Here is a 14754-nt window from a genome sequence, read left to right as displayed (position 1 = left end):
ATTACCGAGCCTTGCCAATAGAGTTGCTGCCAATTGAGTCTGATCTCCACGTTAGCCCGGAGTCCGCCGGTCCGCTCGACTGTCCTGATCCGATTCGACGCTTGGTAGCGAGCTATCGACGGCCGAGCCATCGGTCACGCTTTCGTTCAAGCTGTCAAGCCGAACCGTAACGAGCAAGGCCGTACAACCTGTCCAGTCCGCCGAGAAGCAAATGGGCGGCCGGAAAGGATGGGTCGGAGGTATCGACCGCGTCAGGATGGATGCCGATCAAAGGATCTAGCTCCATTGCCGAGCCTTCATGTGGGTCCGCTCTAGCCTCTGGAGCTCTCAGTCAATCTCCCCTAAAATCTCAGTTTCTTGTAATGTCTGATAGTCCGGTAGCTTGTACCTAGACAGGGAGCTACCAATCGGACTTAATTGTGCTGAAGGAAGAGCCCGACGCAATGAAAACCGTGCCCATCCTGGAAGGTCGCTCATGACCCCTGCTCCGACGTCGAGAAGATCCATGGCCATATTCGCCGCCGACGTCGTAGGCTACTCACGCATGATGTCCGACGATGAAGACGGCGCGCTTGCGAGCGTCAGGTTACTGCATACCGAAGTCCTTAGCCCGCGCATCGCATCAGGCGGCGGACGTACGATCAAGCTCATGGGTGACGGACTGCTCGCAACATTTGATGATGCAGGTTCCGCAGTCTCGATCGCTTTGCAGATTCAGCATCTGATCGCGAGTGGGGCAACGCCTCCCGGGATGAAGCCGTTGAAAGTCCGCATAGGCGTCAATTTTGCAGACGTGATGACAGTTGACGACGACGTCTTCGGAGATGGTGTTAACAGCGCTGCTCGTCTGGAAGCCGGGGCCATATCTGGGGGAATCTGCATTTCGCATTCGGCCTATTTGGAATCTCCGGCAGACCTGCGCGAGCAGTTCGTCGACGGTGGAGCGATCCAGCTCAAGAATATCCCTAATCCTGTTCGGGTCTGGCACTGGCCGAAAGCGCCGGACCGAGAGCGCTCACTTCGCAGCGTCGTGGCGATCCTGCCCTTCCGGCGCGCGAGCGCCGACACTGAAGAACTCCTAGTCGATGGTTTCACCGAAGATGTCATATCCGGGCTTGCGAGATTCAGAAGTCTTTCCGTGATTGCCGCATCGTCCGCATTTGCCGTTCGCGACGAGCCTCAGGATCTGAAGAATCTTGGGCGCAAACTCGGTGCCAACTATCTGGTTTCCGGAGACATCCGTCGGATCGGAACCGAGCTAGCCGTATCCGTGCGCATCGTCCAATCAGATACCGAACGGCTGGTTTGGTCGGAAAAGTACCGCCAAACGGCTGACGACGTATTCGCCATCCAGGACGACATCGTGAGGATGATCATCGCCAGCCTCGTCGGCCAAATCGAAAGTGCCGACTATCGGGAATCCGCCCGGCGGCCTCCCGATAATCTCGCGGCCTATGAGTTCTATCTGCGTGGCCTTGTGCACCTGAGAGGGTATGAGCCCGACGACAATGAAAAGGCAGTGAAGATGTTCGAAGCGGCGGTTATTGGTGACAGTGGTTTTGCGCTGGCGCATGCTTATCTTGCACTTGCTCGTATTGCCGTTGGCGGGTACGCGAATGCTCCGGCCGACGTACTTCACGACAGCGTCGCCCTGGCGCGACACGCTGTAAAACTGGATGAGGGAGAGTCCGGCGCCCACCGAGTCCTGGGGCTTGCCCATCTGTACCTGAAGGACTTCGAGAACTCAGAACGCGAATTCCGTCTGGCCTGCAAACTCAATCCTAGTGATGCAAGCGCGCTGGTGCAGCTCGGCGGATTGCTCGCGCGCCGCAATCGCATCGAGGAGGCCTTGCCTTGGGTCCAGGAAGGTATGCGTCTCAACCCTTACCCTCCGCATTGGTATCATGCGGTACTCGGCAATCTTTTGTATTTCAAAAATGATTATCTCGGCGCGCTGTCCGCGTTACACCAACTGCCCAATCCTGGAAAGTATACGAAAGCCAGGATCTTGGCCTGCCTCTCAATGGCGGGTCGAGTAGACGAAGCGTCTTCGTATGCGGCAGGCTTGATCGAAGAGTATCCGGACCTGACAATAAGCGAGTTTCTGAGCCGAGGCCTGGTCGTGGAGACGCCCGAGCAAATTCAGCATTTTCGGCGCGGCTTGGAAGGGACAGGGTTGCCGGGCTGATTTTCGCAATCAGTAGCGAGGCAGTTTCTTTCCGGGAAACTCTGGCAGATTGATTAAACGCTAGATCATAAAAACTCTGGATATCAACCCCTTGAGATCGAACTAACGTAACGTCAGCGGCAGTTGCAGTCGCTAGGGATTGCCTGTCACTCACCCTGAACCGGTCTTCGCAGGGGATCCCGTCACTGCCGCCTGTCGACCAATAGGTTTCACTCACTTGATCTCGAGTTGCTCCGGCGATCGACAAACCGCCAATTGAAGGCATGACTACAATACCGTGATGAACCGATATCGATGGACGCTGGAGCCGCAGGCCTTAGCTAAGTCAATAACCTCGCCGAGTTAAGTGTCATGATCACTTGTGTCAGGTTTTGTGTCGCGAAGACCCTCTAACTAATTGATTCTCTGTGCACGCTGATGTCAAATCCCGTGACGCGCGACACTGTGGCACCTGTGTCGAGCGGCGCGTCATCTCGCCGGGCACATCGACCCTATTGAACAAGAAGGGCCCGAACTTCTGGTCCGAAGCGTTCAGGCGTTACTCCGTGGAAGAGGTGCGCTGGTGCACCGGATCACCAAGGAGTTCCATTTCTGGGCGTCCGTCAGCAACCTCTCGGTCTTGGAGCACCTGACACATCCTATTCAGGAAAAGTGGCTCTCACTCGGGCATTTAGCCGGCCGGCCGCAGCCTCGATTTGATCTGTGCATTCGAGGACTGTATCGAAAGCGCGCGCCAGTCCCCACGAGTGCCCTCGCGCTGGCGAATATGCGCAATGTACTGAGCCCGCGCCTCCCGCATCGTGATGTGACCGGCGGCCCACTCCTCAACGAGTTCGGCAAATTTCGGATCGCTGTCAACTGCTATGCCCATGCTGGCAGCCCTCGCCAATGCTTTGGCGGCTGCGGCGCGCCGATGTTCAATCATGTTCGGATCCAAGATTCGCTGAAGCCGGAAGATGCCAGAGGTGATCGCCTCTTGCAGTAGCAGGATGGCAACACCCGCAATGGTGCTCGACCGCATTGGAAACGGCCAGACAGTGGCGATACTAGATCAAACCACTGCCCTGGCGTTTATGAAAGCGCCCCGTCAGATCTGGCGGACAAGCCATCTGACCATGTTCGCCATCAGCACGTCATACCCGTCCCATTCCATAAACTCTGTCGATAGCCAATGAGGACCGATATCGCTCATCCACGCCAGTGATCGGCCTTTGCCAAAGTCCCGGACAGCCAAAAGAGGCAGCCCTTCTCCGCGCCGGTCACAATGAACAAGGGTCGTTGAACCATCTTGCGGGCGTTCTGCCACCCTGTTCATGCCCAAAAGGTAGGGTATCGGCGTTGTGATGCCACGCAGGATTGGGTGGTCTGGCTCGGTGATGCGGGGATCCAAACCCTCAGGCGCCTCGAGGCCATCCGGTCCGGCATAGATCTTGACGGGAAGCGCATCGTCCACGTCCGTATCATGAAACAGGGCTAGTCCGTCGATCCCCTGAAAACTGCAATAGCCTCCCGCCATCATCAACGACCCACCCTCCAGAACCCACTGGCGCAGCAGCTCGAGGCGATTGACCGAGCGGCGGCCTTTCCTGGTCTCCGGCGTATAGAGCAACGAGAGCGCCCCGACGTCCGAAAGGATGACGGCTGCGTATTCCGAAAGCTGCTCTTTTGTCGTGGGGAACTCGCTTTCGCACCGCTCTCCACCGATCTGGGTCACGTCAAACCCATGTCTTGTCAGGGCTTCGATCCAGCGAAGTCCTCCATTGGAAAAGCGAGCTGACGCGCTGACCTCATAGCCTTTCGACGCAAATGAGGTCACGTGAAAAGTCTCGCCAGCGAGAAGGACCGGCTTCATTTCGTTCTCCGATTTTTGTTGGAGGTGGAGCGCTGGTAGCGCTCCACCGGTCAGAAATCAGAACTTGAATTCATCGACGTTCTTCGGGGTGACGATCTCGGCTGGCCCAAGAAGCACTTCGCCCTTCGCACCGACCTTGTAGGACCCCAGGCGTCCGGCCTCGAAGCTCTCGCCCTCCTTGCCCGTCACCTTGCAAGACGCCACCGCCTGCGCTGCGTAATAGGTCAGGTAGCCGAGATCCTTGACGTTCCACCAGATGTCCTGAACCGATCCGTTCTGGATGTATTTCTTGATCAGCGTCGCCGGTGCCAATCCCGTCAGCTTGACCTTGCCAAGTAGGCCCGCCTGATCCATGGCGCGTGCGGCTGCGGGCAGGCCTATGCCAGCGGGAATGATGATACCTTTCAGGTTGGGAAAGGCCTGTGCAAGCGCTAGCGCCTGTTGCTGGTTGACCTGCTCGCTTTCCTGGCCGTAGGCGACCTGGACCAGCTTCATCTTCTCGTATTTCTTGTCGCCCGCCATGCGCTTCTTCATGAAGTCGATCCAGGCGTTCTGGTTGGTTGCTGTCGGCGTCGATGACAGGATTGCAAACTCTCCGTCGTAGTTGATCATCTGACCCATCGATTCCAGCATCATCTCCGCCAGGCTGTCGCCGGCGGCCTGGTTCAGGAAGAGTGTTCTTGCTGCCTGCGAAACGTCTGAATCGTATGAGACGACCTTGACGCCCTCCTTTTCGGCGCGGCGCAATGCGGGTGCGACCGCATTCGCGTCATTGGCAGAGATTGCGATCACACCGACCTTCTGGGAAACCAGATTATTGATGAAGTCGATCTGGGCCTCAGCGGTCGCTTGCGACGGCGCCTGCTTGACCGCCTTGCCACCGATCTCCTTGGCCGCCTCTTCGGCACCGGTCTGGGCGACCTGGAAATAGGGATCTGTATCGAGCTTCGGCAGGAAGCCGACGGTCACTGGCTCCTTGGCGCATTCGGCGGCCTGCGCTGCGGCAAACGGCGCAACCAGGCACGACGCAACAAGAAGCGATCGAATAAGTTGGGATGTCATGCTGTTTCCTCCTCCAATGGATCCGGTACGATGTGGACAGGCCAGTCCCGGAAACTACTTGCCTGGTTTGATGTCGAACTTGCGAAGTCTGGCTCTGGCAAAGACACGTTCGGCCGCGTTGCTGGCAACGAGCGACAGGATCAGAAGCAGGCCGATGACAGTCCCCTGTGCATCCCCGCCGATCTGCAGAAGGCCGAGCACGTTTCTGATGGTGGCGACCAATAAGAGCGCCCACAGCACGCCCGTCAGTTTGCCCCGCCCGCCAAACACACTGATGCCTCCGAGCAGTGCGATGGTGATCACATCGAGCTCGATCCCGAGCGCGTTGTTTGCCCGCGCATTGGCCAGGCGTGCCGTGTAGACCATGCCGGCTGCGGCACAGACGACGCCTGATGTCACAAAAAGACCGAAGACCAACCGTGCGAGGCGAATGCCGGAGTAACGGGCAGCATCCGGGCTGCCGCCGACCGCATAGATGCGTCGTCCAAGCGGCATTTTTTGCAGGATCACGGCAAAGATCGGGGCAAGGATCAGGAATGGGACGATCGTTTCCGGGATCGGCGAGTTGCCAAGCGTGTCTATTCCGGAATCAAGGAAGCTATCCGGAAATTCGTTGATCGATCCTGACCCCAGGAGAATATAGCCGATGCCTCGAAAGAGAGCCATTGTGCCAAGGGTCACCACCAGCGATGGCAGCCCGAGCGCCGTCACCAGAATGCCATTGAACGCCCCGCACAGCCCGCCCGCAATCAACGTCAATGGAATTGCAGCAACAAGAGGCATCCCTGATTGGACCAAAAGGCCGAACAGAACGCTTGTCAGCGCCAGGATGCTTCCGACGGACAGATCGATTTCGCGCGCAATGATCAAAAGTACCATTGGCAAGACGATAAGGGCGCGTTCGGAAATGCCGGCAATCGCTTGCGAAATATTGAATTCGGACGCGAAATTGTCGACACCTGCTACGGCATAGACAACGACGATCGCCGTCAGTACTGCGAGGAAATTATCCCAGTTTGCAAAGCGGCTGATGAAGTCAGGTCCCTGCGTGCGGTTCTCGCTCATTGCCCAACCCCCTGATGTTTCCCGGTTGCCCGGCGTGCCACATAGGCGTCGATGCCGATGGCAATCAGGATGACAAGACCGTAGACACCCTGAAGCCAAAGCGGGTCGACACGCACCAGCGTCAATCCATTGTTGATGACCAGAAGCATCAAGGCTCCTGCAGCCACGCCTAGGACCGTGCCCGAGCCGCCGCGAACGGCAACCCCGCCAACGACAACGGCGGCAATGACCGTCAGCTCAAATCCATATGCGACGCGCGCATCGACGGTGGCATAGCGTGATGCCCAGAGCGCGCCATCGAAACCGGCAAGCAGACCTGACATGCAAAAGGCAAGCAGCACACGGGATCGCGCCGGAATGCCGATCAGTTTCGCACCATCCGGATTGGATCCGATCGCGTAGAACTCACGCCCGATCGAGGTCGATCTCAGGAAATAGCCGACTGCGCCAAGGGTCAGGACTGCGATGATGAGAACAGCCGGAATGCCGAGGATTTCGGTTGCCGTCATGTCGAGCCATGACTGAGGCACCTGGTCTGCACTGACCTGCGTGCCGGCTGCCCATAGACTGTTAATACCCCTGAAGATGGACATCGTCCCAAGGGTGACGACGATTGCAGGAACCCGTCCGTAGGTGACGATCAGCCCGTTCAACAGCCCTGCCGCCAGGCCAATCGCGCATGCCAGCAAGACGCCGCCAAAAACACCGATCTCTGGATGGGCATGAAGCGTCGAGGCCGCGCCATAGGCAGCCAGACCGATGATCGCCGCAACCGAAAGGTCAATGCTGCGGGTCACGATCACAAGCATCTGCGCCAGTGCCACGATCATCAGCAGTCCGGCATCCATGGCAAGTGCGGACAGATTGGCTCCGCTCAGCATTCGCACGTTCAGGATCGACACCGGTATGACAACGGCTGCAATAGCCGCCAGAAGGCCAAGCTCGCGGCGCGCAAGCATACTCTTTGCGGACGCAGTCTCGCGATGGTCCGGCTGTGAGGTGCCGTCCTGAGACGCACGCGCTACGATGCCGCCATCGACCTTGCTGACGACAGCGTCGGTCGCGGCTGCGATAATTTTTTCCTGGCTCGCGTCCTGCCTGGAAAACTCGGCCGTGATGCTACCTTCCCTGAGGACCACGATCCTGTCCGACATTCCAAGAAGTTCGGGCAGTTCCGACGATATCAAAATGATCGCCATGCCCTGGCTGGCAAGATCTGCCATCATGGCATGGACGTCTGCCTTCGTCTGGACGTCGATACCCTGGGTCGGCTCGTCGAGAATGAGCAGGCGCGGCTTGGTCGCCAGCCATTTGGACAGAACCACCTTTTGCTGATTTCCGCCAGACAGGGCGCTGACCGGTTGATCGTAGGAGCTGAACCTGAGGCGCAGGCGCGAAAGAAATGGCTCGGCGATCCCGATCTCCTTGCGCCGGGATATCAGGCGTGTTGAGGTGGTTTCGTCCAGAACCGTCAGCGTCGCATTGGTCAGGATCGGGAAATCCATGACCAGGCTTTGACCGATCCGGTCCTCGGAGACATAGGCAATCCCGCTTTCCATCGCATCCTTAGGCGAGGAAAACTGCCTCGGACGTCCGTCGATTTCGATTGATCCTGCGCTCGGCTGGTCGATACCGAAGAGAACACGGGCGATTTCGGTCCGGCCGCTGCCGACAAGGCCGCCAAGACCCAGGATTTCGCCTGCCCGGACATCGAACGTCGCGCCACGAAATGCGCCATCCCTGGCAAGATCCTTGATGCTGAGGACCACGGCGCCCGGCGCCGTTTCGTGGTGAGGGTAAAGACCATCGAGCGACCGGCCGACCATCATCTGTACGGCCCGCTCGCGCGACAAGTCCGATGCCGGTTCTGTACCAACATGCTTGCCGTCGCGCAAAACGGCGATCCTGTCGGCGATCCGGTAGATCTCGTCCATGCGATGGCCAACAAACATCATGGCGACGCCGCGCGCTCGCAAGCTGTCGACCACGGAAAACAGCCGCTCGACTTCCCTTTGCGACAGCGCTGCCGTCGGCTCGTCCATGATCAGGACGGACGCGTCCAGAGATAGCGCTCTGGCAATTTCGACCAGTTGCTGTTCCGATGTCCTGAGGCCGGACAGCGGAGCCGTCACATCGACGGCGAGACCAACGATTGCCAGCAACCGGCGGGCGCCTGCCTCAATCTGCCGGCGATCGAGCCTCAAGCGAAGTCCGGTCTGCCCGATGAACAGGTTTTCAGCGATGCTGAGATCAGGAAACAATCCGGGATGCTGGTGCATCACCGCGATGCCGGCTTTCTGCGCCTCCAGCGGCGAAGAGAATGCCTGGGGCTCTCCCCGCATCAGAACGCGGCCATGGTCAGGATGATGGACGCCAGCCAGAAGTTTGACGCAAGTGCTTTTGCCTGCACCGTTCTCGCCCAGAAGCGCCAGCACTTCGCCGGCGCGCAGCTCGATCGAAACGTTGGAGACGGCTGCCGTTCCCCCGAAAACCTTGGTTACGTTTTCGAGCGATGCGACAACCGTCCCAGCGGCTTGGGAAGCAATCATGTTTGCCACGTCAAGCATCGCCGCCGGCCAGACCGTTTAGACCATGGAATGGATAGCGATCATGCATCTCGTGGCGTCTCCTCTCAGCCGTTAGAAGAAATCCCAACTCCCACTGGGATTAATTAAAGCAATTTACTATAATTGTAATTCGAACACGTCAAGGGGCAATCTGTCGGAGGTCACCCGTGCGGGCTAGCGGCCGAGACCTTGTGCAAATCAAGGGTGGCGGATAGGGCTTCTTAGATAAAGCAGACTGCATTTTTTGAAACATCGATACTGGTGGGGAACATGGCGGGCAAAGGCAGCAACTCGGTACAGTTACGGCACTACAACGAGCGTGTTGTTCTGGACGCGGTGCGCCGCTTCGGCCAGGCTTCCAAGGCAGAAATTGCCCGCTTTGCCCATCTGACACCCCCTGCTGTCGCGGGCATCGTCGATGCGCTGGTTCTTGGTGGCTATCTCGTGGAGAACGGGCGGCGCTACGGCGGCAAAGGGCAGCCATCTGCCATGTATGCTCTGGCAAGCGATGGTGCCTATTCAATCGGCTTTCACATCGGCAGGCGGTCGATGGATGCCATCCTGATCGATTTTGCCGGCACAAGCGTAGCCTACGAGACACATGATTACGACCACCCGGATCCGGACACGGTCAAGCGGCTGGCAGCCAATGCGGTCAACAGGTTCAGGAAGCAACTGGGGTCAGAGCTCGGCGCCAGGCTGACGGGTATCGGCGTCTCGGCGCCATATTTCATTGGCGGCTGGGATGAAGAACTTGGCTTTCCCGGCGATGTTCAGCTGGCCTGGCGCCAGTTCGACCTGAAGGCGTATTTCGTCGAGAACTACGCCCTCCCCGTGATGATCGAGAACGATGCGTCGGCGGGGGCGGTCGCCGAACTCGTCTTCGGGCTCGGAAAGCAGTTTACCGACTTCCTGCATATCTCGCTTAGCACCTTCGTCGGAGCCGGGCTCGTTCTTGACGGTACGCTGCAGACCGGGCCGAACGGCAACACTGCTGCTTTTGGGCCATTTCCGGTAACCCATTCAAACCTGAGCTCCATTCCAAAGCCCGCTGGCAGGTTTGAGGTGCTCCTCCACCGCGCTTCGATCTACACGCTGATCCATCACCTGAAGACCAATGGCATCGACATAAGCCGCGTCCGTGACCTGGACCCGATGCCGGCGCACGCCCGAAGGTTCGTCGAAGAATGGCAGGACGATTGTGCCGACGCGCTTGCCCAGGCCATCATCGGCAGTATCGCCGTCGTCGATGTTGAAGCCATTGTGATTGACGGACTGCTCCCCTCACCTCTCCTTCTCGACACGGTCAGCCGAGTGCGGGCCTGTTTCACCCAGATGCTTCCCCCCGGGCTTATTGCGCCGAAGATTACAGCCGGCAATCTCGGCGCACGTGGCTCGGCGCTCGGCGCCAGCATCATGCCAATCTATGCCCAATTCGGGCCGGATACCGGGGTGCTGATGAAGAAGGGGCTCGACAAGAAACCGCTGATGATCGGCTCGCCGTCATGATGGTCGAAACGGCTTGGCTTGAAGACTGCGCCGCGCAGGTGATCCGTCTTCGAGCCGAGAAGACCTGACGAGGTTTGGCGTCGGTGCCTGCGCCCAACGACCTCTTCCATGGCGCCGTCGCGAAGACGCCTGCTCCCAGCTTTTTCCTTTGCACCACATGTGAGACAGTCAGTTACTTCCTGCCGCCTTTCGGATAGCTGATGGGCACGTTCTCAAACCCATGGGACTTGAATGCGCAAGGCACTGACAGTCACGGTACTCGCCTCCGCCATCTTATACGCAGGCATGGTGATTGCCGTCGTTGCGTTTTCCGATCAGTTCTGGCTACTCGATCTGCTGACATTTGCGTGGCAATATGTCGTGGTGGCAGGACTGGTGCTTCTCGTTGCCGCGTCTTTAACGAAAGCAAAGCTCGCGGTTGCGATAGCTCTTTCGGCTCTGATGATATCGATCTACCCCTATGCTGCTGTCCCGGTCGCCCAAACGGCCGCTCGATGCAGTTTTCGCGTTTTGACGGCCAACCTCTTCATCGAAAACACAAACGGTCCGGATCAGTTCCTCGAGTTCATAAGAAACGAACAACCGGACCTTCTGGTGCTGCAGGAGACGCTGGACACTTGGCAGGACCCAATTCGCAATCTTGGCCTTTTTCCATATGAAACGACCCGGGACCTGATGACCTATGACCGGGTCAAGGTGTTTTCGAGGTTTCCGATCCTTCGTGAGAGCATGGTATCGGACCCCGCGATTGACGAGCAGTTCCACAAGCACCCCGTGCGCCTCGAGCTCGGCGGCTGGAACCGACCTCTCGTCCTTTATGCGATCCATCCGGACACACCGCGATCTCTTCAGCAATGGCGTGAGCGGAATCTCCATCTGAAAACATTGGCAAGCAGCGTTAGATCAGACTTTCCTGCTTCCGACGTCGTCGTCGCAGGCGACTGGAATACACCACGCGCCTCTGGTCTCTACAGGGATGTCCTGAAAAAGGCGGGCCTTGGCGGCGCGGGCGACGGTCATCCCTGGATAACAAGCCGCTTCAGTCTGAAACTTTATCCTTATTTGTACCTCGGTTCGACAATTGACCATGTCGCGGTTTCCGCCGCGTTAGCCGTTAGTGATCGACGGACGGGTCCGATGTATGGATCAAACCATCTTCCGGTCATTGTCGATATTGGACGTTCGGCGCCGGATGGCGCGCAGAATCCGCGTCCCGACGGGGCGACAGATCGATCATCGGCCTGCGCATCGGCGCATTAAGGAAAACGGCGCTAATAGAAGCCCGGGTGAGGATTTTCTGCAATTCAACTGCCCTGCCATCATCGCCAGCCGCGCAAGCCGGCACATGAACCAGGGAGCAACATCTCTGACGCATTTTTTCGCGCCGGCCATCGCACACCTTGCCCAGCTCAAGTATCCGCGTTTGATTTGCAGGATCAGCGGAGCGACTGCCGGGATTGTGCTCATAAAATAGCGCCAGTGGAGATGGCGCAAAGGTGATGCTCGGGGGTGAGCACTACGGAACTGAGCAACGAAGAGGTTGTTGCTCTGCTCAACCATAGAGATATGTTGCCTTGATCTAAGCCCAAGCCCGAAAGCGCATATTTCTGCAAGCCATGCGGCCCGCTTTCCACGCCGTCGGTCGCCATCAGCGTCTCCACCAGCGAAGGACTTGGCGCGAGGTCCTTCCACCAGCTGGTTTTGTCTTGGAAGCGGCGCTCAACGCGGCGTAGCCACGGTCGCAATCGTGCTGCAGGTCCGGAACTCATCTGGAGACCCGTCGTTATGATCGAAAGGAGATCTTTGATGACCGAGAAAACCAAGACATTAGCCGGAATGCCTGACAATGCGACAGCGAGCGAGCAGCCGAGGATTGAGCCGCTTGTCGGAACCATCGAAGTGTCCGAAACCAAAACGGATACTGAGGCACCACGCCCGCGCGGAGAAATCGACGCGCCTGTAGAGCACACTAACGAAACCTTCCCTGACGATCACCCGAGCCTTGAAGCACTGCGGGAGGCGTCACGCCAACATACCGACGCCTTTGTCGTCGCAACCGACCTTGAGGATGCTGATCAGCGCGAAGCTTCGCCGGGGACAAGCGAGCAACCCTAGTTGGCGGTCAGTTACCGGCCGCATAAAAGCCCGCAGCTGCGCTTCAATGAAAGGCAGTTGGGAAGGTCCGGTCTGACGAGGAGATCGGACCTCCGCCTGTCTTAGAATACAACGCTCCACCACCCCGTCCAGCTTCGCGTGTAGTTGAGGCTCAGGCGTTACCCACCCTTACGACGGATGCAGATCCTGCGTTTGGCGGTTTATGTAGGAGTTATTGTAGGTCACGCGTTCACCCGCTATCTCCCAGGATCTTTGTTGTGACGCTCCTCGCCGCCATGAACCCGCTCTGACGTGATATCCTGGATCCGCGGGTCCAGCTGCAAAATCGCCAGGCGGTAAGCGGTATGCCAATCGCGTTCCGGAAAAACTGTTATTCGGTCGCTCATGTCCTGCAATAACGGAAGAGGACAAGAAACGCGGAGATGCTCGCTTGAGCGGATTTCAGAAATCCCGCCGGTCCATTCGATCGTCACACCTGTTCGTTCAAGTCTTCAGCTTCCACATCATCGCTGTCCGTGTCTTCCGGCAGTCTAGATACGGCTGTTTGAGCCTTCTCGGGCGAAGCCGAGAAAAAAGCGAGCAGGCGATGCCCGCGTTTGGTCATCACGAAATCCGAAGACCTGGGCCGAAGTGGAACGTCGATCCGCGGAACTTTTTCGCCTTCACTTTCCAGAAAGTGGAGAATGGAGACACCGAACAGTGTAGCAATGTTTCAGTGTCGTGGCTGCGGTCCGTGGACCCCTTGTCGTACTTCTGGAACGTGTCGTTAAGATCTAAGAGTCTCACTTGGCTGCCTAAGTGACCTCTTAAGAAAGTCGAACGTTTCAGACTATATGTATAGCGCGACGTCGCTTGACCCAAAGGGTCATTGCACAGAAAGCAAGCCCGCCTATCCCCGCTCCCGCCTCAGGCCCGGGTACTGCCTGCACGCTCTTTGTGAGGTTGTAGGTGCCACTACCATTGAGACTGATCGTTCCATTCGCGAAAGAACCGGCCCATGAATCGGCGTGGAAAGTATAGTTGTACTGAGCGAGATAGTTCGTAGCGCCGTCGATCACCTGAGAGACTGTACCAGTCCAATTTAGCTCCAGCCACGCGTTAGCCCCGAAGTTGTTTGCGGTCAGCCCGTCAACGATAAAATCCGAGAGTGACCCCTTTGTAGTTGTGGTGCTGTTCGCAACATACCATGGCGACCTGCTGAAATTCAGGTTCGACGTGAACATAGACCTGTTGGAGAACGGGCCCCACTCATCAGCGACCTGACTATAGCCGAACATATGAGGGTCGTTCGCAGCTGCAAAGGCAATCGAAAAACTCGACATTGCCTTGGAAATGGCCGCTGGGAGATAAACCGATTGCGCCCAGGTCTTGTAATCATTGAGCGTGCCGGCGTTTGATGTGCAGGATAGGTCCGTCGAACCCACGCCTCCGCTGCAGCCGGCTTCGGCCGTACCGCCAAAGCTCAGAGCAACGATAATTCCAGCGATCGATAGACCAAGCTTACGCATGAACGGCTCCCCGGCAGGCTTTTGATTTCTGGTGGCAAAAACGCCGAACGTAACCTTTTGTCAATCATGAGCTGTTCCTAAAGTTAACGTCAGCCCTGCCATTTTTGGGAGGCTAGAGCACTATTAGAAGCGAAAACGCTCGGCTCAATGAAAACTTCACATTCGCGAGAAAGTCAGGGACGTCTTTTTTGTCGAAAGCGGCCAACGCTATCTCACAGGAATGGTTGTAATGAATCCGGATCGGGCAGCGGTTCCCAATTACTTCTCCCGACATCGCTGCACCACGCGCTATTGCAAACGGTTGAAGTTATAACGCCGGCAAATCGGGATGTTGGCGGACAAATGGCAGGGCGGCTCCGGAGCCGGTGCCGTCCGTATCCCCCGCATGAGCCTTGCCGCGAGGTAGCGAAATTCTTATGCGAGGCGTCGAGTGCAGCGTTGCAGTCGGGCGCTGGTGTTTGCCGCTGCCAAGCATATCGGGCAATTCAACGACGCTCCGGTGGGGTCGCCACCGGGATTGCGGCGAACGATCGAGAGGAATTTTTAACTGGCCCTTAGGCACGTCTCTTCAGCCATTGCTCAGGGTCGTCGTGTACACGGGATCTATCAAAGGAGGCCCGCCATGAAAAACCTACCCGTAGATTCCCGCATCATTCAGAACGTCTATTTCAGTAAGGAGGACGGGCAGCTTTGGATTAGGTTCAAGAACGGCGAGGAGCGCCGATTTACCGGTGTTCCGGAAGACGCAGCGCAAGCCATGTGCAGTGCCAATTCTCCCGGGCAGCACTATATCGAGTTCATTCGGACGCAGTTTAAGCGTGTTGCGGCCTGATTCTCGACCGCCACATAATGACAATCGATCCATAGTGTGCTTATCATTGTGCCGGT

General features: G+C 57.6%; 13 protein-coding genes. 5 read left to right on the top strand and 8 right to left on the bottom strand.

Translation table 11 applies throughout. From position 1 onward, the window contains the following. Positions 1-505 precede the first annotated feature (505 nt). Positions 506-2188, top strand: coding sequence for an adenylate/guanylate cyclase domain-containing protein (locus J2X43_RS17010; protein ID WP_310295582.1), 1683 nt, complete (start codon positions 506-508; stop codon positions 2186-2188). 670 nt (positions 2189-2858) lie between these two features. Here the strand turns inward: J2X43_RS17010 and J2X43_RS17005 are convergent. The 5 genes from J2X43_RS17005 to J2X43_RS16985 all read right to left on the bottom strand — a co-directional run bounded on the left by J2X43_RS17005 (position 2859) and on the right by J2X43_RS16985 (position 8716). Continuing rightward, positions 2859-3209 carry a hypothetical protein gene (locus J2X43_RS17005; protein ID WP_310295580.1) on the bottom strand — a complete coding sequence of 117 codons (351 nt, stop codon included), beginning with the start codon at positions 3207-3209 and terminating at the stop codon, positions 2859-2861. A 66-nt stretch (positions 3210-3275) separates the two neighbouring features. After that, on the bottom strand, positions 3276-4040 hold the full coding sequence (locus J2X43_RS17000) for a glutamine amidotransferase (protein ID WP_310295577.1): 765 nt from the start codon (positions 4038-4040) through the stop codon (positions 3276-3278). Between the two features lie 57 nt (positions 4041-4097). Further along, positions 4098-5102: a rhamnose ABC transporter substrate-binding protein gene (locus J2X43_RS16995; RefSeq protein ID WP_310295575.1), complete on the bottom strand. Its 1005-nt coding sequence runs from the start codon at positions 5100-5102 to the stop codon at positions 4098-4100. 54 nt (positions 5103-5156) lie between these two features. Further along, positions 5157-6167: an ABC transporter permease gene (locus tag J2X43_RS16990; protein WP_310295573.1), complete on the bottom strand. Its 1011-nt coding sequence runs from the start codon at positions 6165-6167 to the stop codon at positions 5157-5159. Beyond that, complete coding sequence (locus tag J2X43_RS16985) at positions 6164-8716, bottom strand: ATP-binding cassette domain-containing protein (protein ID WP_310295572.1); 2553 nt, start codon at positions 8714-8716, stop codon at positions 6164-6166. Before J2X43_RS16985 ends, J2X43_RS16990 begins: the two co-directional genes overlap by 4 nt. A gap of 288 nt (positions 8717-9004) precedes the next feature. On the opposite strand from J2X43_RS16985, the gene J2X43_RS16980 reads away from it, so the two are divergent. Both J2X43_RS16980 and J2X43_RS16975 read left to right on the top strand, forming a co-directional pair. Continuing rightward, a complete protein-coding gene (locus J2X43_RS16980) occupies positions 9005-10243 on the top strand; it encodes an ROK family transcriptional regulator (RefSeq protein ID WP_310295571.1) in 1239 nt (412 codons plus the stop codon). 231 nt (positions 10244-10474) lie between these two features. Next, complete coding sequence (locus tag J2X43_RS16975; protein WP_310295570.1) at positions 10475-11503, top strand: endonuclease/exonuclease/phosphatase family protein; 1029 nt, start codon at positions 10475-10477, stop codon at positions 11501-11503. A 203-nt stretch (positions 11504-11706) separates the two neighbouring features. Here the strand turns inward: J2X43_RS16975 and J2X43_RS16970 are convergent, their stop codons facing one another. Next, positions 11707-11892, bottom strand: coding sequence for a hypothetical protein (locus tag J2X43_RS16970; protein WP_310295568.1), 186 nt, complete (start codon positions 11890-11892; stop codon positions 11707-11709). A gap of 157 nt (positions 11893-12049) precedes the next feature. Here J2X43_RS16970 and J2X43_RS16965 point away from each other — a divergent pair, with 157 nt between their 5' ends. Then, entirely contained in the window at positions 12050-12358 is a 309-nt protein-coding gene (locus tag J2X43_RS16965) for a hypothetical protein (protein ID WP_310295567.1), read from the top strand. 469 nt (positions 12359-12827) lie between these two features. Here J2X43_RS16965 and J2X43_RS16960 read toward each other — a convergent pair whose 3' ends face one another. Both J2X43_RS16960 and J2X43_RS16955 read right to left on the bottom strand, forming a co-directional pair. Continuing rightward, a complete protein-coding gene (locus tag J2X43_RS16960; RefSeq protein ID WP_310295565.1) occupies positions 12828-12962 on the bottom strand; it encodes a hypothetical protein in 135 nt (44 codons plus the stop codon). Positions 12963-13182: 220 nt separating this feature from the next. Next, complete coding sequence (locus J2X43_RS16955) at positions 13183-13866, bottom strand: hypothetical protein (RefSeq protein WP_310295563.1); 684 nt, start codon at positions 13864-13866, stop codon at positions 13183-13185. Between the two features lie 622 nt (positions 13867-14488). Between J2X43_RS16955 and J2X43_RS16950 the strand changes: the two genes are divergently transcribed. Then, the gene (locus J2X43_RS16950) at positions 14489-14698 is read left to right on the top strand and encodes a KTSC domain-containing protein (RefSeq protein WP_310295560.1); all 210 of its coding nucleotides are present in this window, start codon (positions 14489-14491) and stop codon (positions 14696-14698) included. Positions 14699-14754 lie beyond the last annotated feature (56 nt).

Origin of the sequence: Rhizobium sp. BE258, assembly GCF_031457345.1 — a bacterium.
Lineage (GTDB): Bacteria > Pseudomonadota > Alphaproteobacteria > Rhizobiales > Rhizobiaceae > Rhizobium.
This window is presented reverse-complemented; position numbering and strand designations above follow the sequence as displayed.

What these genes read in the sequence shown, in the direction of transcription:
- J2X43_RS17000 (WP_310295577.1), bottom strand. Translation starts at nt 4,040, where the DNA reads ATGAAGCCGGTCCTTCTCGCTGGCGAGACTTTTCACGTGACCTCATTT.
- J2X43_RS16985 (WP_310295572.1), bottom strand. Translation starts at nt 8,716, where the DNA reads ATGATTGCTTCCCAAGCCGCTGGGACGGTTGTCGCATCGCTCGAAAAC.
- J2X43_RS16975 (WP_310295570.1), top strand. Translation starts at nt 10,475, where the DNA reads ATGCGCAAGGCACTGACAGTCACGGTACTCGCCTCCGCCATCTTATAC.
- J2X43_RS16980 (WP_310295571.1), top strand. Translation starts at nt 9,005, where the DNA reads ATGGCGGGCAAAGGCAGCAACTCGGTACAGTTACGGCACTACAACGAG.
- J2X43_RS17005 (WP_310295580.1), bottom strand. Translation starts at nt 3,209, where the DNA reads ATGCGGTCGAGCACCATTGCGGGTGTTGCCATCCTGCTACTGCAAGAG.
- J2X43_RS16955 (WP_310295563.1), bottom strand. Translation starts at nt 13,866, where the DNA reads ATGCGTAAGCTTGGTCTATCGATCGCTGGAATTATCGTTGCTCTGAGC.
- J2X43_RS16995 (WP_310295575.1), bottom strand. Translation starts at nt 5,102, where the DNA reads ATGACATCCCAACTTATTCGATCGCTTCTTGTTGCGTCGTGCCTGGTT.
- J2X43_RS17010 (WP_310295582.1), top strand. Translation starts at nt 506, where the DNA reads ATGGCCATATTCGCCGCCGACGTCGTAGGCTACTCACGCATGATGTCC.
- J2X43_RS16990 (WP_310295573.1), bottom strand. Translation starts at nt 6,167, where the DNA reads ATGAGCGAGAACCGCACGCAGGGACCTGACTTCATCAGCCGCTTTGCA.
- J2X43_RS16960 (WP_310295565.1), bottom strand. Translation starts at nt 12,962, where the DNA reads ATGACCAAACGCGGGCATCGCCTGCTCGCTTTTTTCTCGGCTTCGCCC.
- J2X43_RS16970 (WP_310295568.1), bottom strand. Translation starts at nt 11,892, where the DNA reads ATGGCGACCGACGGCGTGGAAAGCGGGCCGCATGGCTTGCAGAAATAT.
- J2X43_RS16950 (WP_310295560.1), top strand. Translation starts at nt 14,489, where the DNA reads ATGAAAAACCTACCCGTAGATTCCCGCATCATTCAGAACGTCTATTTC.
- J2X43_RS16965 (WP_310295567.1), top strand. Translation starts at nt 12,050, where the DNA reads ATGACCGAGAAAACCAAGACATTAGCCGGAATGCCTGACAATGCGACA.